We start from the raw sequence: 19,741 nt of genomic DNA on the forward strand, positions 1-19,741 counted from the left end.
ATGAACAAAGCATTCTGTTTAGTTGCAGTATTCATCATTACATTCCTTGTACGCTCTAACGGTCAGGGACAATTGCCGCATTTAGCCAAAGTGGGTAACAGAACGCAACTCATTGTACAGGATCAACCGTTTTTGGTATTAGGCGGAGAATTGGGCAACTCAACTGCTACTACCATGGAAAACATGGAGCCGGTTTGGCCACGGCTGAAAGCTATGAATTTGAACACAGTGCTTGTGCCCGTTTATTGGGAATTGATTGAAGCAGAAGAAGGTCGTTTTGATTTCTCACTTTATGAAGCATTGATCAAGGAAGCAAGAAAAAACAATCTCAAAATTATATTCCTGTGGTTTGGTGCATGGAAAAATAGCATGAGCAGTCACGCTCCTGCGTGGATCAAACGCAATCAACAAAAATATCCACGTGTAAAAGATGAAAAGGGAAAGAGCCTTGAAATTTTAAGTTCGTTCAGTAAAGATGTGTTGGATGCCGATATCAAAGCATTTGAACAACTCATGACATTTATAAAAACGGTAGATCAGCAGTATCAAACAGTGGTCATGATTCAGCCGGAAAATGAGATCGGCATGTTATCCTCTGCACGAGATTATCATCCATTGGCTGAAGAAGCGTTCAAAACAAATGTACCGGCTGAAGTGATCAGCTATCTGCAAAAAAAGAAAGATCAACTTGTACCTGAATTACAAAACGCATGGAAACAAGCCGGTTCTAAAACAAAAGGAAACTGGCAGGAGTTGTTTGGAAAAGGATTGTACACCGATGAATTATTCATGGCGTATTACTATTCCGTATTTATGAACAAGCTGATCGCTGCAGGAAAAAAAATCTATCCGCTGCCGATGTTTGTAAATGCAGCACTCAATCGTCCCGGTAAGTTGCCCGGTGAATATCCAAGCGCAGGTCCGCTCCCGCATTTGATGGATGTATGGAAAGCTGGCGGAACAGCTATTGATTTTTTAAGTCCTGATTTTTATAACCCTGATTTTAAACATTGGAACGATCTGTATACACGTCAAGGCGATCCGTTGTTTATTCCTGAGCATGCGTTTGATGCTACCGTAGCAGCAAAAGCATTGTTCACATTTGCCAATTATGAAGGCATTGGCTTTTCACCATTCTCAATTGAATCAAACCACAGTGAATCGTTGGGAAAAATGTATGCACTGATACGTTCATTAACTCCGCTCATTACAAGTAACAAGGGCAAGAATAAGATCAAAGGTGTACTGCTTACGAAAACGAACCAGGATACAGTGATCACAATAGGGAATTATGAATTTAAATGTAAGCATGATTATACATTAAGCTGGACTCCCGGCAGCCGTACCGATGATTGGCCTTATGCAAGCGCCATGATCATTCAAACCGGTGAAGATGAATTTTATGTTGCAGGAACCGGAGTGGTGATCACTTTTTCAAACAGTAAAAACAAAAATCAAAACGTGGGTTTGCTGAAAGTTGATGAAGGAATATTTGATAACAACGTATGGAAAGTGATCCGTCATTTGAATGGTGATCAAACACATCAAGGCCGGCATGTAAATATCCCAACCAATCAAATTGCGATACAAAAAGTAACCTTATACAATTACGACTGATCCTTTCATCGCATCAATAAAAAACGAACATGAAATGAGCCATAAAAATTATCGAGTAATTTAAACCAATAGTGATGATAATTTTTATGGCGAATAACATGTGACCAATTCCTAAAATAAAAATGAACACATGAAAAAAAACAGATTCTTTTTACTCATAGCTATCATCAGTACTTGCATCAGCAATGCACAGGTTTCTGTTATTGACAGCAGTAAGTATCCAAAGCTAACAATGTTTACTGCACAACAGGATCAGGCGAATATGATGCAGCAGTTAGGAATTAAAAAACTGAGACCGGGCAAAAGCGGAAATGTACAGGATCCGAACTCAGCAAATTATGATGAAGCTTTAGCAAACCCTTGTCCGCAATTGCCCGATGCACTTACGTTGAAAAACGGAAAGAAAATTACAACGGCTGATCAATGGTGGAAACAACGCAGAGGAGAAATTGTAGCCGATTTTGAAACAGAAGTGTATGGAAAAATTCCCGCCAACACACCCAAGGTTACATGGATCACAAAAATTACCGATTATGAATTTGTGGGACGCACACCGGTTATTGCACGACAAATGATTGGTCGTGTTGACAACAGTGCTTATCCGCTCATCAATGTAAACATCAACATGGTGTTGGTGTTACCTACGAATGTAAAAGGACCCGTACCGGTGTTGATCATGTTTGGTTTTCCTTCATTGCCTGCGCCTGCACAACCGAATCCGGCTGATATGGAAAAGATCAATCAGGCATTCAAAGAACTGATGATCAAAACCGATCCTGAAATGAAAGCGATCTTCGAACGCTATCCTGCATATAATCCTATTACACGACTAGCCGGGCCTAACTTTTTTGCACCGCCACCCGCAAGTGATCCTTCACCAACAGAACAATTGTTGGCTGCCGGTTGGGGTTATTGTGTAATAGAACCAAATAGTATACAAGCCGATAATGGTGCCGGACTTACAAGAGGTATTATTGGTTTGGTGAATAAAGGACAACCACGCAAGCCCTACGATTGGGGCGCTTTACGTGCATGGGGCTGGGGTGCATCACGTGCATTGGATTTTTTTGAAACAGATACATTGATCAATGCAAAGCAAGTGGGTATTGAAGGTGTTTCCCGTTATGGAAAAGCAGCATTAGTAACGATGGCATTTGATCAACGTTTTGCAATTGGCTTAATTGGTTCATCGGGCAAAGGTGGTGTTACACTTCATCGTCGTGTGTTTGGTGAAACAGTTGAAAATCTTGCAGGCAGTGGTGCTCATCACTGGATGGCAGGTAACTATTTAAAATATGCAACCGCAGAATCTTCATTCGGCAGTAAAACAGGTTGTGATCTTCCGGTTGATTCGCATGAGCTATTGGCGCTATGTGCACCACGTGCTGTTTTTGTAAGCTATGGTATTCCGGAGAAAGGTGATGCAAACTGGCTCGATCAGAAAGGAAGTTACCAGGCAACGATCGCTGCAGGATCGGTATTTAAATTACTCGGTGCAAAAGATCTTGGTGTGAGTAATGATTATATGAATGAAAAAATGCCACCCATGTTAACCGATATGCTGGATGGACATTTAGCATGGCGACAGCATGATGGAGGACATACCGATGCACCGAACTTTAAATTCTTTATACCGTGGGCAAACAGAATGCTTTCTTATACAAGAGCAGCCCGTTAAAAAAACATCTCTGAGAAATGAAAAACAGTTTCCTATTTTTTAGTTTGATCGTTTCAGTTGCCAGTTTTGCACAAACGAATCCGGGGTTGAAGCTATGGTACAACACACCCTCGGGTAAAACATGGGAAAATGCATTGCCCATTGGCAACGGACGATTAGGTGCGATGATCTACGGCAACGTTTCAACCGAAACAATTCAGTTGAACGAACATACATTGTGGAGCGGAAGCCCGAACAGAAACGATAATCCGCTTGCATTGGATTCGTTAGCTCAGCTTCGCCAATTGATATTTGATGGCAAGCAAAAAGAAGCTGAACGTTTAGCCAACAGAGTCATCATCAGCAAAAAATCACACGGGCAAATGTTTGAACCTGCCGGTGAATTGCATCTTCGTTTTGAAGGCCATGATAGCTACAGTAACTATTACCGTGAACTGGATATTGAAAAAGCAATTGCCAAAACAAGATACAGCGTTGCAGGCATCAATTATACAAGAGAAGTGCTGGCTTCCTTTCCTGATCGTGTGATCGTGATGCATCTTACCGCCAGTAAACCCAACAGTATTTCATTCACTGCTTTCTATACATCTGTTCTTCCGAATACGCAACGAAAAACCGTTGGCGGAAAACAATTGACGATCGCCGGCACAACGGTTGATCATGAAGGCGTAAAAGGAATGCTTCGCTACAAAGGCATTTCACAAATAAAAACAGAAGGTGGTACTTCTTCTTCAAATGATACTTCTATCAATATTAAAAATGCAAACGCCGTTACTATTTATATTTCCATTGCAACAAGTTTTAATAACTACAATGATGTAAGCGGAAATGAAAATGAACGTGCAGCTTCTTATCTCAACAAAGCAGTTGCAAAATCATTTTTACAGATCAAGCCATTGCATATTGCAGCGTATCAAAAATATTTCAATCGTGTAAAGATCGATCTGGGTACAACCGATGCAGCAATTCATCCAACCAATGAACGGTTGAAGAATTTTAATACCGTCAACGATCCGCAGTTTGTTGCATTGTACTATCAGTTTGGTCGTTACTTACTGATCTCTTCTTCGCAACCCGGAGGACAACCTGCAAACCTGCAAGGTATCTGGAATAATAAACTCCGTCCACCATGGGACAGCAAGTACACCATCAACATCAATACAGAAATGAATTACTGGCCGGCAGAAAAAACAAATTTGTCGGAGTTGCATGAGCCATTGTTACAAATGGTGAAAGAGTTATCGATAACAGGTGTGCAAACGGCAAAAGATATGTATGGTGCAAGAGGTTGGATGGCGCATCACAATACAGACATCTGGCGTGCAACCGGTGCAGTGGATGGTGCATTTTGGGGAGCATGGGCCAATGGTGGCGGTTGGTTAAGTCAGCATTTGTGGGAACATTATTTGTACAATGGCAATAAAACGTTTTTGGCAACTGCTTATCCGGTGTTAAAAGGTGCAGCGTTATTTTATGTTGATTTTTTAATGGAGCATCCAACTAAAAAATGGTTACTGATGAATCCCGATATGTCGCCGGAGAACGCACCTAAAGCACATCAAGGATCTTCACTTGATGCAGGAACAACCATGACCAATCAAATTGTGTTTGATGTATTCAGTTCAACGATACGTGCAGCAGAAATTTTGAAGAAAGACAAATCGTTTGTTGACTCACTCAAAAAAATGCGTGATCGTTTGGCGCCGATGCATATTGGTCAGCATGGTCAATTACAGGAATGGCTCGATGATATTGATGATCCGAACGACAAGCATCGTCATATTTCACACCTCTATGGTTTGTTTCCTTCCAACCAGATCTCAGCTTACCGAACAGCACAACTACACAGTGCAGCAAAAATTACATTATTGCATCGGGGCGATATTTCAACAGGATGGAGCATGGGTTGGAAAGTAAACTGGTGGGCAAAAATGCTGGATGGCGATCATGCATACAAACTCATCCAGAATCAATTAACACCGGTTGGCACTGTTGAAGGTGGCGGTGGTACATACAACAATCTGTTTGATGCACACGCTCCTTTTCAAATCGATGGAAATTTTGGTTGTACATCGGGCATCACTGAAATGCTGATGCAGAGTGCAGACGGAGCGATTAATTTGCTTCCTGCATTACCTGCTGTCTGGAAAAGCGGTGGAAGTATTACCGGGCTGCGTGCAAGAGGTGGTTTTGAAATTGTAAGCATGGAATGGAAAAACGGAACAGTTGTGAAAGCAGTGATCAAATCAACCTTAGGCGGCAATTTGAGAGTAAGGGTGCCCAATCAAATGAGGTCAACGGGTGGCTCAGCTTTCAAGAATGCAGTTGGTGAAAACCCAAATCCCTTTTATGCAACAGAAACCATCAAAGAACCTGTTGTTTCTGAAAAAGCAACCATTGCACCTCTGCTGTTAAGCAAAACGTTTTTGTACGATATCGCTACAAAACCCGGACAAACGATAACGCTGATAGCAGAATGATCTCGACACGATAAACCAGCATCGAAACAAAAGTGAACCCCGGTTTTTGTCCAGCCATTTTACGAACGATTGGTATTTAATTCTGATGTATTGTGTAATATTTTCCGCTGTGGTTTTTTGGAAGTTTAAGATAGCAGGCCTCGGTAACTTGTAGCGTTTAACACAATTCAACCACTAACGAAAAATTGCTTGACTATTTCATCAACTGCCGCCACTGTTGCGGGCAATTTTGGCAACAGGAATAGCCTGTATTGTCCAAAGCCCGTAATCAGCCATTCAAGAAGATCTTAAACCTTCGGTATTAGTTCAGCACAGTCAGGTACTCACGCAAAACTTAAACGAAAGCAAAAAAATGATAACTACATCCTTTCGGCGGCTTGTTTTTTTGGCAGCAATTATTGTCTGCGCATTAGATACAACTGCACAGCCACCACGTGGGCCGTTTGTCATTTCCCCACAGGTACATTCAGATAAAAAAGTAACGTTCCGTTATCTCGCTCCTGCAGCGAAAGAAGTGAAACTGGGTGGAAGCCAGTTTGGTGCTGCTCAACTTCCAATGACAAAAGATTCCATTGGTATCTGGAGCATAACAGTGGGACCCATCAAACCTGATATCTATCCATACAGTTTTACTGTTGATGGCGTAACGGTCATGGACCCAGCCAATGTTTCCTTTTTCCCAAACGAACGGTTCAAAGCAAGCCTTGTTGATATTCCGGGCGAAACACCCTTGATCCATTCGATCAAAAATGTTCCGCATGGTACAGTTACTTATGAATATTATCCTTCTGTTGAAGGTTCAACCGGATCAGTAGTAGTTTACACGCCGCCGGGTTATGATCAATCGTCCGGTAAAACATATCCTGTCTTCTATCTCATCAGCGGAACAACCGATACTGAAGAAACCTTTTTCAAAGTGGGTAAAACCAATTTCATTCTCGATAATCTCATCGCTGAAGGAAAAGCTGTTCCGATGATAGTTGTGATGCCTTACGGTAATCCCATGGCTCGTATTGCAGAACAGAAAAAACAACCAAAGCCGGGTGATATTGTTGGAAGAGATAGTGAAGATGCGGTTACTCGTGCAAAGTTGTTTGAAACAGATCTTGTAAGCAATGTTATTCCTTACATCGAAAAAAATTACCGCACCATCAACAACAAGAACAGCAGAGCGATTGGTGGTTTTTCAAGAGGTGGAGGACAAACTTTACGAACAGCTTTCAGTAATACCGATAAGTTTTCATGGATCTGTTGTTACAGTGCCTACCTCTCCCCGCAGGAAATGGACAGCAGGTATAAAAATTTAGTGGACAACCCTGCGCAAACAAATAAAGATTTCAAACTGCTTTGGGTAAGTGTGGGCAACGAAGATTTTTTATACAAATCAACTGTGGAGTTCATCGATTATTTAAAAGCAAAGAACATCAATCACAAAAGTCTAATCACCGGTGGTGGACATACCTGGATGAATGTGAAAGATTATGTAACACAAACAGTCCCCTTACTTTTTAAATAAGTATAAAAATGAAATCATTCTTCATAGCAACTGTATGTTTATTTATTGGCTGTATTGTATGTGCACAACAACGGCCACCTGTTATCAGTTCACCAGATGTGAATGCTGATGGCAGCGTTACTTTTCGCTACTATTCACGAACTGCACAAAGTGTTATACTTAAGGGCGAGTTTCTTTCTGCTCCGCTTCCGTTTGTAAAAGATACATCCGGGATATGGTCAGTTACTGTTCCGAATATAAAGCCGGATATCTATCCCTATAGTTTTAACGTAGATAATGTTGAGATAGCCGATCCAAACAATACTTACATCTTCGCCAACGAACGTTTCAAACGAAGTATTGTTGATGTTCCCGGCAAAACGCCATTGGTTCATTCATTGCAAAATGTACCACACGGAAAAGTCAGCTATCGCTATTATAACTCGGCAACATTAGGTACTACACGCCAGTTGCTGGTGTACACACCGCCGGGCTTTAATGCCAACAGCAAAACAAAATATCCTGTTTTGTATCTCATTCATGGCGGATCGGATACAGAAGAAACATGGACAAAAGTTGGTAACGCAAATTTCATTGCAGATAATCTGATTGCACAAGGCAAAGCAGTGCCCATGATCATTGTAATGCCTTATGGTAATGTGCGGCCCAAACCAATGCCCGACTTTACAAAAGATGTGATGAACGATATCATTCCATTTATTGAAGCAAATTATCCGGTGCATACTGATAGTAAACATCGTGCAATTACAGGCTTCTCTGTTGGCGGCGGACAAACTCTGAATATTGGTTTAACCAACACCGACAAGTTTGCTTATATCAGTTCGTATGCACCGTTTACAGCAACGGAAGAGTTTCAGAAAAATTTTGCCAACTACTCACCTGATGCTGATAAGATCAATCAACAGCTAAAACTCTTTACCATCAGTGTTGGCACAGAAGATTTTTTATACGAACCGGTAAAGAAGAACATCGCCATGTTTGAAGAGAAAAAGATCAAACTAAAAAGTTACATCGTACCCGGCGGACATACATGGATGAATTGCAAATTGTATTTAGCAACTACACTTCAGGAAATTTTTCGATAAACCAATAAATATCTCTTTAACCTTAAAACCTGACATATGAATCGTCAATCAGTTTTTTTATTCGCTGCATTGCTTGTAAGCACAATGTGTTTTTCGCAAACCGAGATCAAAGAAGATTTTAAACCATCTCCATTTAATCAACCATTTCAGGCATACCCACAGGTAAACTCACAAGGTTATGCAAGGTTTAGAATTTATGCACCCAATGCAGATAGTGTTAGAGTAAGTCTTGGTCTTGGTGGCCAAGGAGGAACAAAATTACTGAAGGCAGATAGCGGCTATTTCATTGGAACTACTGCAGGCCCGATGGATGAAGGTTTTCATTATTACAGAGTAAATGTTGATGGTGCTACGTTTAATGATCCCGGCACCGGATTCTTTTATGGATCGCAACGCTGGGAAAGCGGCATTGAAATTCCTGCAAAAGACCAGGACATTTATGCATTGAAAGATGTACCACATGGCAATATGCAGCACATCATTTTTCCATCGAAAAGTACCAACACGCAAAGAGCAGCAGTGGTATATACTCCTCCCGGCTATGAAAAAGGCAATACAAAATATCCTGTGCTCTACCTGCAACATGGCTGGGGCGAGAATGAAACCTCATGGGCTGTACAGGGAAAAACAAACCTCATCATGGATAACATGATCGCATCAGGAAGAATAAAACCTTTCATTGTTGTAATGACGTATGGTATGACGAATACCGGTATGCCAATCGGTCGCAGACCAACGCCACCACCTGCTCCGGCTGGTACAACAACAACAACCCCTACTCCTGCACCTCCCGCCGGAGGTGGAATGGGTGCACCGGGTAGAGTAGCTACAGGAATTACTGCTGGTGAAATTACCGGCGTGGGTGCATTTCAAACTGTATTACTCGATGAATTAATTCCTTACATCGATGCACACTTCCGCACAAAAGCCAACAGAGACAACAGGGCGATGGCCGGTTTATCAATGGGTGGTTTTGAAACGCATACGATCACATTAGCAAAGCCGGAAGTATTTGGTTATTGGGGATTATTAAGCGGTGGCAATTATACACCTGCGCAACTGGAAGGTAAAATGAAACCAAAATATATTTTTATTTCCTACGGAAGTAAAGAAACCCGTGGTGCTGAAGCGCTTCCTAAAGTAGAAGCAGATTTAAAAGCTGCAGGCTATAAAGTGGCTACCTATGTTTCGCCAGGCACAGCACATGAATTTCAAAGCTGGCGGAGAAGTTTATACGAAATGGCACCATCTCTTTTTAATTAAGCATCCGTTTACAACCGGTTCATTCAAAGCCGATAAATTTCGATCATGATAAAAAAACTATTTAGTGCTGCTATTTTAATTTGTTCAATGGTGCATATGCAGGCACAGGAAATACAGAAGCAGATGCCGAAAGGATTTGATGAAGTGCGTACAGAAATTGCAAAGGGAAAAATTGATACGATAACATACAATTCAAAAACAGTAGGTGCAAACAGAAGAGCGCTTGTGTACACACCACCCGGCTTTTCCAAAAAGAAAAAATATCCTGTACTGTATTTATTGCATGGAATTGGTGGTGACGAAAAAGAATGGTTGAATGGCGGCAAACCACAGGTAATTCTTGATAATCTGTATGCGGAAGGAAAGCTGCAACCAATGATCGTTGTAATGCCAAATGGCAGAGCAATGAAAGACGACCGTGCAACAGGCAACATTATGGCGCCGGATAAAGTGCAGGCCTTTGCAACATTTGAACAAGACCTGTTAAATGATCTCATCCCATTTATTGAAAAGAAATTTCCTGTTCACAAGGATCGTGAAAACAGAGCGATCGCAGGCCTATCTATGGGTGGCGGACAATCATTGAATTTTGGATTAGGAAACCTTGATCAGTTTGCATGGGTGGGTGGTTTTTCTTCAGCCCCCAATACGAAGTTGCCAAACGAATTAGTGCCCGATCCTGCAAAAGCAAAACAACAACTGAAATTATTATTTATCTCTTGCGGTGATAACGATGGATTGCTTTCATTTAGTAAACGCACACATGATTACCTGCGTCAAAACGATGTGCCACATATTTATTACTTAGAACCGGGCGGACATGATTTCAAAGTTTGGAAAAACGGATTGTATATGTTTTCGCAATTCTTATTTAAACCGGTAGATGCATCACAGTTTTCGAAGTACACGGTTTTGGGAACAGCAGCTGCAACAAATATCCGTTCTGCAAAATATCCGCAGATCTTACCCGACAGTCGTGTGATGTTTCGTATCAAAGCTCCTGATGCACAAAAAGTACAGATTGACTTAGGAAAGAAATATGATCTGCAGAAAGATACCGGTGGTTACTGGATCGTTACCACCGATTCAATCAGTGAAGGCTTTCACTATTATTCACTGTTGATTGATGGTGTTGCAGTAGCTGATCCTGCCAGTGAAACGTTTTACGGTATGGGACGCATGGCAAGTGGTATTGAAATTCCGTTTAAAGGTGATGGCTATTATGCGTTGAAAGATGTACCGCATGGCGACATTCGCATCAAAAAATATTATTCAGCCGTAACACGTTCATGGCGTCAATGTTATATCTACACACCTCCCGGTTATGATGCAAACACATCGGCAAAGTATCCAGTCCTTTATTTATTACACGGTGGTGGTGAAGATGAACGTGGTTGGGCCATGCAAGGCAAAACAGATATCATCCTTGATAATTTAATTGCAGAGCAAAAAGCAAAACCCATGATCATTGTGATGATGGATGGCAACGTTTCAGCAGGCGGCCCCGGTGGATTTGGTGAACAAGCTTTACGTGCTTTTGAAAATGAACTAAAGCAAACACTCATCCCTTTCATTGAAAAAAATTATCGTGTTGCAACAGATGCAAACAGCAGAGCATTGGCAGGTTTATCGATGGGTGGTTTACAAACACTGCATGCAGGGGTACGAAATACAAACATGTTTTCTTATCTCGGTGTATTCAGTTCAGGATGGTGGAGCAATCAACCTGCACTTTCCAATCCGCAATATGAATTCATGAAAACAAACGCAAGTACCATCAATACAAATCTGAAACAGTTCTGGATCGCCATGGGTGGGAAAGAAGATATTGCCTGGAAGAATTGTCAAACCATGATGGAACGGTTTGATGAAATGAAGATCAAATACACGTACAGTGAATATCCCGGCGGACATACATGGCCGGTATGGAGAAACAACCTGTACAATTTTGCACAATTACTGTTCAAGTAACGATTGGTAAATAAACAGGGAGCATATTGTATAGAAAGATTCTCTCATTGATAAAAAACCATAAAACAATGGTCACTTTATGATCATGAAACGATTGTCAGCCAAACTCAGCTTTGCAGTTGCTGCATTGCTGTTGTTGTCTTTTTATATCAGTTGTAATTCGGGGGCATCCACGTATAACCATACTACATGGTCGCAATACGGTGGCGGTCCCGATCAGTCGAAATATTTCGATGCACCTGAAATTACGAAAAACAATGTGCAGCAGTTACAGGTAGCTTGGATGTATCATTCAGGAGATAGTCTGTCTTACTTTTTCAGTCCTGTTGTTGTGGATAGCATGATGTATGTGATGGCGAAAAACTTTTCACTGGTGGCCGTGAATGTAAATACCGGTAAAGAAGTCTGGATACACACCAAGCTGATGGGTTTATCAAGAAGAGGAATCAACTATTGGGAGAGCAGTGATAAAAAAGACAAACGACTCATCTTTACGTTGAATAATTCGTTGCAGGCAATCGATGCGGTTACAGGAAAAAGTATTCTGAGTTTTGGCGATAGTGGTTATGTTGATCTGCGGCAGGGCCTTGATCGTGATCCTTCTTCTATCAGAAGAATGCAATCCATGATGCCGGGCATTATTTACAACGATCTTGTTATACTTGGCTCCGCTCCCGGCGAAAATTATTTTTCACCACCGGGTCATATAAGAGCTTACAATGTAGTTACAGGAAAATTAGAATGGACCTTTCATACCATTCCGCTTCCCGGTGAATTTGGATACGATACCTGGCCAAAAGATGCTTACAAATATACAGGCGCCGTAAATGTGTGGAGTGAAATGTCCGTCGATGAAAAAAGAGGCATTGTGTATCTGCCGCTGGGTTCTCCCACGTATGATTATTACGGCGCTGATCGCATTGGTGCCAACCTGTTCGGCAATAGTTTAGTGGCACTTGATGCAAAAACAGGGAAACGCATCTGGCACTACCAAACGGTACATCATGATCTGTGGGATTATGATCTTGCTTCCGCACCGCAGTTACTAACGGTTAAGCACAATGGAAAAAATATTGATGCAGTTGCGGTAGCCACGAAACATGGTTTTATGTTTGTGTTTAATCGGGAAACGGGTGAACCACTTTTCCCAATCGAGGAAAAACCATTCCCTGCCAGTGAAATGCCCGGCGAACAGGCGTGGCCCACACAACCCATTTCTTCATTACCTGATTTTACAAGGCATGCTGTAACCAAGGAAACACTCAATCCATTTTTTCCTGACAGCATCAAACAACAATGGCTTAAGCGTCTTGATTCATCAAAGTCTGGCTTATATCTTCCGCCATCAGATAAATATGAAACGGTGATGATGCCGGGTGCATTGGGAGGTGCCAACTATGGTAATACAGGTTCCAATCCCGGCAAAGGAATCATGTATGTGATGACACAGGAATATGCTTCCACCTATCGATTAAAAAAAGTACTTCCTCCTTCAGCGAATTTGTCGAACGATGAAGTAAAACGTGTGAAAGCATTTTATACCACAACTTGTAAAACCTGTCATGGTGCTAATATGGAAGGAGGTCTTGCACCATCATTGGTAAATGCAGGCCAGCGAATTTTTTATGATGAGTTCAAAGGTATTGTGCTGAATGGTCGTGGACAGATGCCTGGCTTTGTACATGTGGACGAACAAACCATTACTGCATTGTACCGCTATCTCGGAGGAAACCCGGCACGACCAAATTTCTCCAGAAGAATAGATACCACATCAAAAGTAAATGGACCGGTAGTTGCATCCGGTGGTGCCAAAATAAAACCAGATGCAAACAGAGGTGCTGCGATGTTTGATTATCCCGAAGGAGTAGATCATCCGGTTGATCGCTATACAACTGATTATGGGTTAGACTGGATGGGATTATTATCACCTCCCTGGTCATCATTGGTTGCTTACGATTTGAATACCGGTACCATCAAATGGAGAAAACCAATTGGTGAAGATTCACTTTACAGCAAAGGCGATAAAACAACCGGGGCACCGAGTGGTGTTTTACGAAAAGGAATGGTAGTTACATCAACAGGAATTGTATTCGCTACTGCAAAAGGTGGTAAGCTCTATGCATTTGATGCAGATAATGGAACTGTTTTATGGGAAACAACATTGAGTCATGAAACCAATGGGCAGCCCATCATGTTTACAAAAAATGGTAAGCAATATTTAGTCGTAAATGCAACGGGCACATTTGCGAAAGACAGCTATAATCATGCTGCCAAACCCGGTGCTTTGCCAAGAGGCTATCTGGTTTATGCATTACCCGACATTAAAAAATAAAAGTACTGTTCTGCATATTATGAACTGTTAAACAAGCAAGCAACATGAAAAAATTATTCATCCCTTTCGTTATACTCGCAGCACTTCACACAGTTGCGCAACCGATTCAGCAACGAATTGTTTTGAATGATCCGGCAAAATACAGGATGTTGTCTGCGGTGCATGCAGGTGCTGGTGAAATGGGATTCACACAATTGATCGGACGTACGGAACTTTCAACCAATTTTCTTTATCTGCATGTCGGTACTATAAAAGCGAAATCAGGAATTGGTCATCATTTTCATCACGGTATTGAAGAAATGTATGTATTGCTTACTGGAGAAGCACAATTCACCATCAACGGTCGTACATCAAAAATAAAAGCTCCTGCTGTGGTGCCCTGCAAAGCAGGGGATTCGCATGCGATTTACAATGCATCAAACGAACCTGTGCGTTGGTTGAATTTTGCAGTGAGTCAACAAAAAGGAAAATCGGATGCATTTGATTTGGGAGATAACAGAGTGGGTTCATCGCTTGATCCCGTACCTGTTTTTGTTTCAGGTAAACTGGAAAAACAGCAAACCAATAATCAAAATATGCCGCCCGGTTTTAAACCATCGATGAGCAGAAGGGTTTTTGGTCCGGATATTTTTTCTACCAACTGGAACCATGTAGATCACATTGTTATTCCGGCCGATAGTTCAGTAACACGTCAACTGAATGGCATAGAAGAAGTGTACTATGTAATAAAAGGAAAGGGAACTGTTACGTTAAATAATCAAAACGCATCTGTAAAACAGGATGAATCGTTCTTTGGTTCGCTTGGCGAACAACCGATCATTGCCAACAACAGCAAAGAAGATCTTGAACTATTGGTGATTGGTATTGCTGCATCCAAACAGGATTATCTGACGATCAATAAACCATTGATCAAACCCAAAGCAATGGCTTTGCAAATGGAATTTGTTGTGCCGAAGGAAAATGCCGAAGCGTTTGAGAAAATGTACTACTCCATTTATGTTCCTGCGATGAAAGTTCAAACCGGTTATCTCGGATCAAAATTGCTTCGGTTGTTTCCGGAAAACAGATCAAAAGAAATTCAGGCCGAGCCTACTACTTACAATTACCAGATACAAATTTCATTTGATACAGAAGAGAACCGCAGAAAATGGGTGGCAAGTAAACAACACGATATTGCCTGGCCTGCAGCATCCGGTTTGGCCACACAATTCAAGTGGAAAGGTTACGATGTAATGGGCGATGATGAGCAACGATAAAGAATGTAAATGTTTTTTCGATCACCTGTCATATTAATCAGTATGCATTTGTGTGTTGCTGTGAGCAGCAGTAACGCACAGGACATGCAGCCAACTTCATCACTCGTTTATCCGGGTGTTGATGGCAAGCTGTTGTATGTAGCTGATAGCATCGGAAATGTAATACCAGATTTTTCCAACGCAGGTTACAAAGGCGGTGGTGTTCGTATTCCGTATGTGGCAGTGAAAGTAACTGTATGGCCGGTGCAAGGCGATAATGCAGAATTGATACAAGCTGCTATTGATCGTGTTGCTGCTATGCCGGTTGAGGCAACTGGTTTCAGAGGAGCAGTGCTGCTGAAGATGGGCATCTATCATCTTGCAAAACCCATTTACATCCGTGCTTCGGGCATTGTACTTCGTGGAGAAGGAATGAGTGACCTGGGTACAATCCTCATTGGTAAAACAAATGAACAAACGCAAGGGCCGGGCTTTCGTCAACCGGCACTCATTAATGTAACCGGAACTGCAGGTGCTGTGGAAGCAGGTGAACCAAAACAACTGATCACTGATCAGTATGTTCCTGTTGGTGCAAAAAGTTTCAACGTTGGTTCAGCAAAAGGATTCAAGGTGGGCAACAAAATTCTCGTTCGCAGATATGGTAATGAAGAATGGATCAAAGAACTTGGACAGGATACATTATCGGTTGGGCGATACCGTTGGAAACCTTTCACGATCACTTACGACCGGGTGATCACTGCCATCAATGGGAATACAATAACAATTGATGCACCTGTATTTTGTGCCATTGAAACCAGGTGGGGCGGTGGAGATATTGTGAAGTACACAGATACCGGTCGTATTGAACAGATTGGCATCGAAAATATCAGAGGCGTCTCTGAATATAATCCTTCAGTAAGAAGAAAAGATTATGGGAATATGGATCGTGGATCATACGACGGACCCGGTTCGAAATATGAAGGAGGCGAATACTATGCAGACGAAAATCACTATTTCAATTTTATCAATTTCAGCAATACAAAAAATGCATGGGTGCGAAATATCAGTGCCTTACATTTTGGCAGCAGCGTTGTACTTACAACAGCAGGTACCAAATGGATCACGGTGCAGGATTGTGAATCAAGAGAACCTGTTTCCATGCGGGCAGGAGCAAGACGTTTTACCTATCAACTGAATGGGCAGTTGAGTTTGGTGCAGCGATGTTATTCGCAAAAAGGGCGTCACTCGTTTGTAATGCAAACTTCTTCCTCCAGTGGAAATGTATTTTTCAATTGCGAAGCAACGCAACCCTATTCTTCCAGCGAGCCGCATGCAAATTGGGTAAATGGTGCGTTGTATGATAATGTAAAAGCGCCGCTTACTGCCAGATTCTGGAAAGATATCAGCATTGGTTGGGCAGGTGCAAACATTGTATTCTGGAATTGCGAAGGCGATTTTCTGATTCAACAACCACCAACAGCACAGAACTATTCCATTGGTCATAAAGGTCTTGCATCAGTGATCTTTAACAGGGCTTTGCAGGATCTTTCCAAACCCAATGGTTATGTGGAATGGATGGATCAGCATGTAGCACCACGGAGTCTTTACTTAACACAACTGAAAGAACGGCTGGGTGCAACTGCTGTAAAAAATATCGGGAAAGATGAAGAAAGCTTTGACTAGAAAACGAAACAGATAAATACTTAAAAAATAAACGAACGAATCATGCGGTTAAACTCATTCAAATCGATTTTACATATAAGCGCATTGTTGCTTTTTTCCTTAGGTCTTTCAAATTGCAACACTGTACCCGAAGCAGCCTGGGAAAAAACAAACAATGAACTGATCAAACAGCATCAACTCAAGAAACGCACAATAGAAGGCTTGCCTGTTTCAATAGTTGAATCGAATATTGAACCTGCGAAAGTAGCCAGCCTCGATCAGTTAGATAGTACTGTGCTGCATACAGGCGTGACTGCAAAAATTTTCTGGGGAGCAGGAAATATGGTGAGTGTATTGCAGCTTCAACCGAATGCGATCATACCTGAAGAAGTATTAACTGCCGACCGGTTTTTATTTCTGTTGGAAGGAACTGTTGAACATACTGTTAACGGTACCACACTTTCGATGCTGTCACAAAAACGTGAAAGTCCAGATGGAACGCATAGCGGCACATCAAGAACAGATTTTGTTTATTCAGAAAAAGGAACAACATCTACGATTAAAGCCGGTGCATCAGGAGCAAAGTTATTGGAAGTGTATAGTCCGCTGCGTGCCGACTATCTGCAAAAAGCAGGTGTAGCAAATGCACCAACAGAAATTCCGGATTTGAAGAATGTGATGCAACCAAATATCACAGCAAACAAACTATATGATCTGTACAACCTGCAACTCACCGCACTTACACCCGATGCGCATTCACGGATATTATCGGGCAGAAATATGCAGTTGAGTTTTATCTCGATGGACCCGGGTTCTGTTTTTCCGCATCATATACATCCGGAAGAGCAATTGATGTTTGTGTTACGGGGCGATTGTCGTGAGATTTTATTGGACGGTGAGCAGGAAATGAAAACTAACAGCATGGTGCGTATTCCCGGTAACATGGTGCATGGTGCGACTATTGGCGAGTTGGGTTGTGATGCATTGGATATTTTCTGGCCTGCTAGAGAAGATTATCTTGAAAAAGAAAAAGCAAGGCTTGCAGCTTATCATGAAATTATTCCTGCTGATGCAAAACCGGAGTTGTTGGTTGATGGCAAAAAAACAAAGCCTGAATTATTTTTTACAGAAGGACCGAAATGGATGAACGGAAAAATTTATCTCTCCAATATGTTCTTTGATCAGAACTGGGGTGCGAACCCAAAGAAAAGTTCAACGGTTGAACTTGATCTTAACGGAACGTACAGAAATATTTCGGAAGGAAAAATGCAAACTAATGGATTGTATCCTTATAAAAATGGAAACCTGATTGTTTGTGATATGATGGGCCACCGTGTTGTGGAAATGACCACGAATGGTGAAGTGGTAAAAGTATTGGCAGATAAATATGAAGGCAAATCAATTGACGGACCCAATGATGTGATCACCGATGCGAAAGGAGGTTTTTATTTTACCGATCCGCAGTTTACGATGGAGCCAACAAAATTTCAACCCGGCCGTGCAGTGTATTATGTTTCTAATGAAGGAAAAATAACAAGGGTTGTTGAGCCAAATGAATTCGCAATGCCCAATGGAATACTGTTATCTCCAGATGGCAAAACACTTTATATCAATAACTGCTATGATAATGAATCGTGGTATCCTGTCAACAGCGAAAAGGATAATCATATCTGGGCCTACGATGTGAATGCCGACGGCAGCATCAGTAACGGAAGGAAATTTGCCACGTTATTCCTTACAGAAAATGTATTGGATCGAAAAGGAAAATCATCCAGTGCTGATGGTATGGCTATTGATACAGATGGAAATCTTTACGTGGCCACTTACTATGGTGTACAGATATTTAATGCAAAAGGAACGTTCGTTGGTATGATCAATCTTCCTTCGTTCCCCGTAAGTCTATGTTTTGGAGATACCGATCTGAAAACGTTGTACATTGTCAGCTATAGTAAAGTATACAAGATCAGAACAAACAAAAAAGGATTTATTCAGTATCTATAAGATGCAATTTCATTAATAAGAAAACACATTATGAAGATCAAAAAAGTTATAATCGCCGCATTCATTTTTCTCTCAACTTATACAACAGTTGTTGCACAGGATCCCAACTTTTATATTTTTCTCAGCTTCGGTCAATCCAACATGGAAGGCTATGCAAGAATTGAAGCACAGGACACAACCAATGTCGATCCTCGCTTTCAGGTATTGGAAGCAGTTGATTGTCCGGCAATCAACAGAGAAAAAGGAAAATGGTACACGGCTGTTCCACCTTTATGCAGATGCAGAACCGGTTTAACACCTGTTGATTATTTTGGAAGAACTTTATTAACGAATCTTCCGGCGAATGTAAAAATTGGCGTGATCAATGTTTCTGTTGGTGGTTGTAAAATTGAATTGTTTGATCGGGATAATTATCAAACATACACAGCTGCAGCACCAAACTGGATGATGAATGCATTGAAAGAGTACGATGGTAATCCGTATGGTCGTTTGGTTGAAATGGCAAAGCTTGCACAAAAAGAAGGTGTGATCAAAGGAATTTTAATGCACCAGGGTGAATCAAACAATGGTGATACAAGTTGGCCACGAAAAGTAAACATGGTTTATACAAATCTGATAAGCGATCTTCAACTCAATGCACAAAATGTTCCATTGCTGGCTGGTGAAGTAGTGCATGCGGAACAGGGCGGTGTTTGTGCCGGTATGAATACCATCATCAATCAGTTGCCGGCCATCATTCCAACAGCACATGTGATTTCTTCGAAAGGATGTGCAGACTCTCCGGACAATCTTCATTTCAATGCGGAAGGTTATCGGGAGTTTGGAAAACGATATGCAGAAAAAATGCTGGCACTCTTAGGCTATACAATGAAGTAAGAATAGTAAATAGAAGTTATTAATT

At 41.5% G+C, this 19,741-nt stretch carries 12 protein-coding genes; all 12 read left to right on the top strand.

Going from position 1 to position 19,741, the window contains the following annotated elements:
• The 12 genes from WG989_RS07040 to WG989_RS07095 all read left to right on the top strand — a co-directional run bounded on the left by WG989_RS07040 (position 1) and on the right by WG989_RS07095 (position 19,716).
• Entirely contained in the window at positions 1–1,617 is a 1,617-nt protein-coding gene (locus WG989_RS07040; RefSeq protein WP_340428301.1) for a GH35 family beta-galactosidase, read from the top strand.
• A 130-nt stretch (positions 1,618–1,747) separates the two neighbouring features.
• Complete coding sequence (locus WG989_RS07045; RefSeq protein WP_340428302.1) at positions 1,748–3,295, top strand: glucuronyl esterase domain-containing protein; 1,548 nt, start codon at positions 1,748–1,750, stop codon at positions 3,293–3,295.
• 17 nt (positions 3,296–3,312) lie between these two features.
• Positions 3,313–5,775 carry a glycoside hydrolase family 95 protein gene (locus tag WG989_RS07050; protein WP_340428304.1) on the top strand — a complete coding sequence of 821 codons (2,463 nt, stop codon included), beginning with the start codon at positions 3,313–3,315 and terminating at the stop codon, positions 5,773–5,775.
• 352 nt (positions 5,776–6,127) lie between these two features.
• The gene (locus WG989_RS07055) at positions 6,128–7,291 is read left to right on the top strand and encodes an alpha/beta hydrolase-fold protein (RefSeq protein ID WP_340428305.1); all 1,164 of its coding nucleotides are present in this window, start codon (positions 6,128–6,130) and stop codon (positions 7,289–7,291) included.
• A gap of 8 nt (positions 7,292–7,299) precedes the next feature.
• On the top strand, positions 7,300–8,376 hold the full coding sequence (locus WG989_RS07060) for an esterase (protein ID WP_340428306.1): 1,077 nt from the start codon (positions 7,300–7,302) through the stop codon (positions 8,374–8,376).
• Positions 8,377–8,412: 36 nt separating this feature from the next.
• On the top strand, positions 8,413–9,639 hold the full coding sequence (locus tag WG989_RS07065; RefSeq protein WP_340428307.1) for an alpha/beta hydrolase-fold protein: 1,227 nt from the start codon (positions 8,413–8,415) through the stop codon (positions 9,637–9,639).
• Positions 9,640–9,684: 45 nt separating this feature from the next.
• The gene (locus WG989_RS07070; protein ID WP_340428309.1) at positions 9,685–11,610 is read left to right on the top strand and encodes an alpha/beta hydrolase-fold protein; all 1,926 of its coding nucleotides are present in this window, start codon (positions 9,685–9,687) and stop codon (positions 11,608–11,610) included.
• 85 nt (positions 11,611–11,695) lie between these two features.
• Positions 11,696–13,942, top strand: coding sequence for an outer membrane protein assembly factor BamB family protein (locus WG989_RS07075; protein ID WP_340428310.1), 2,247 nt, complete (start codon positions 11,696–11,698; stop codon positions 13,940–13,942).
• A 44-nt stretch (positions 13,943–13,986) separates the two neighbouring features.
• Positions 13,987–15,198, top strand: a complete 1,212-nt coding sequence (locus WG989_RS07080) for a cupin domain-containing protein (RefSeq protein ID WP_340428311.1) — start codon at positions 13,987–13,989, stop codon at positions 15,196–15,198.
• Positions 15,199–15,240: 42 nt separating this feature from the next.
• Positions 15,241–16,860, top strand: coding sequence for a hypothetical protein (locus WG989_RS07085; RefSeq protein ID WP_340428313.1), 1,620 nt, complete (start codon positions 15,241–15,243; stop codon positions 16,858–16,860).
• Between the two features lie 42 nt (positions 16,861–16,902).
• Entirely contained in the window at positions 16,903–18,840 is a 1,938-nt protein-coding gene (locus tag WG989_RS07090; RefSeq protein WP_340428314.1) for an SMP-30/gluconolactonase/LRE family protein, read from the top strand.
• Between the two features lie 30 nt (positions 18,841–18,870).
• Positions 18,871–19,716: a sialate O-acetylesterase gene (locus WG989_RS07095; RefSeq protein ID WP_340428316.1), complete on the top strand. Its 846-nt coding sequence runs from the start codon at positions 18,871–18,873 to the stop codon at positions 19,714–19,716.
• The last annotated feature ends 25 nt before the right edge of the window (positions 19,717–19,741 follow it).

Source organism: Lacibacter sp. H407 (genome assembly GCF_037892605.1).
GTDB lineage: Bacteria > Bacteroidota > Bacteroidia > Chitinophagales > Chitinophagaceae > Lacibacter.

Coding starts and splice junctions, on each gene's coding strand:
- WG989_RS07040 (WP_340428301.1), top strand. CDS start 1: ATGAACAAAGCATTCTGTTTAGTTGCAGTATTCATCATTACATTCCTT.
- WG989_RS07045 (WP_340428302.1), top strand. CDS start 1,748: ATGAAAAAAAACAGATTCTTTTTACTCATAGCTATCATCAGTACTTGC.
- WG989_RS07050 (WP_340428304.1), top strand. CDS start 3,313: ATGAAAAACAGTTTCCTATTTTTTAGTTTGATCGTTTCAGTTGCCAGT.
- WG989_RS07055 (WP_340428305.1), top strand. CDS start 6,128: ATGATAACTACATCCTTTCGGCGGCTTGTTTTTTTGGCAGCAATTATT.
- WG989_RS07060 (WP_340428306.1), top strand. CDS start 7,300: ATGAAATCATTCTTCATAGCAACTGTATGTTTATTTATTGGCTGTATT.
- WG989_RS07065 (WP_340428307.1), top strand. CDS start 8,413: ATGAATCGTCAATCAGTTTTTTTATTCGCTGCATTGCTTGTAAGCACA.
- WG989_RS07070 (WP_340428309.1), top strand. CDS start 9,685: ATGATAAAAAAACTATTTAGTGCTGCTATTTTAATTTGTTCAATGGTG.
- WG989_RS07075 (WP_340428310.1), top strand. CDS start 11,696: ATGAAACGATTGTCAGCCAAACTCAGCTTTGCAGTTGCTGCATTGCTG.
- WG989_RS07080 (WP_340428311.1), top strand. CDS start 13,987: ATGAAAAAATTATTCATCCCTTTCGTTATACTCGCAGCACTTCACACA.
- WG989_RS07085 (WP_340428313.1), top strand. CDS start 15,241: ATGCATTTGTGTGTTGCTGTGAGCAGCAGTAACGCACAGGACATGCAG.
- WG989_RS07090 (WP_340428314.1), top strand. CDS start 16,903: ATGCGGTTAAACTCATTCAAATCGATTTTACATATAAGCGCATTGTTG.
- WG989_RS07095 (WP_340428316.1), top strand. CDS start 18,871: ATGAAGATCAAAAAAGTTATAATCGCCGCATTCATTTTTCTCTCAACT.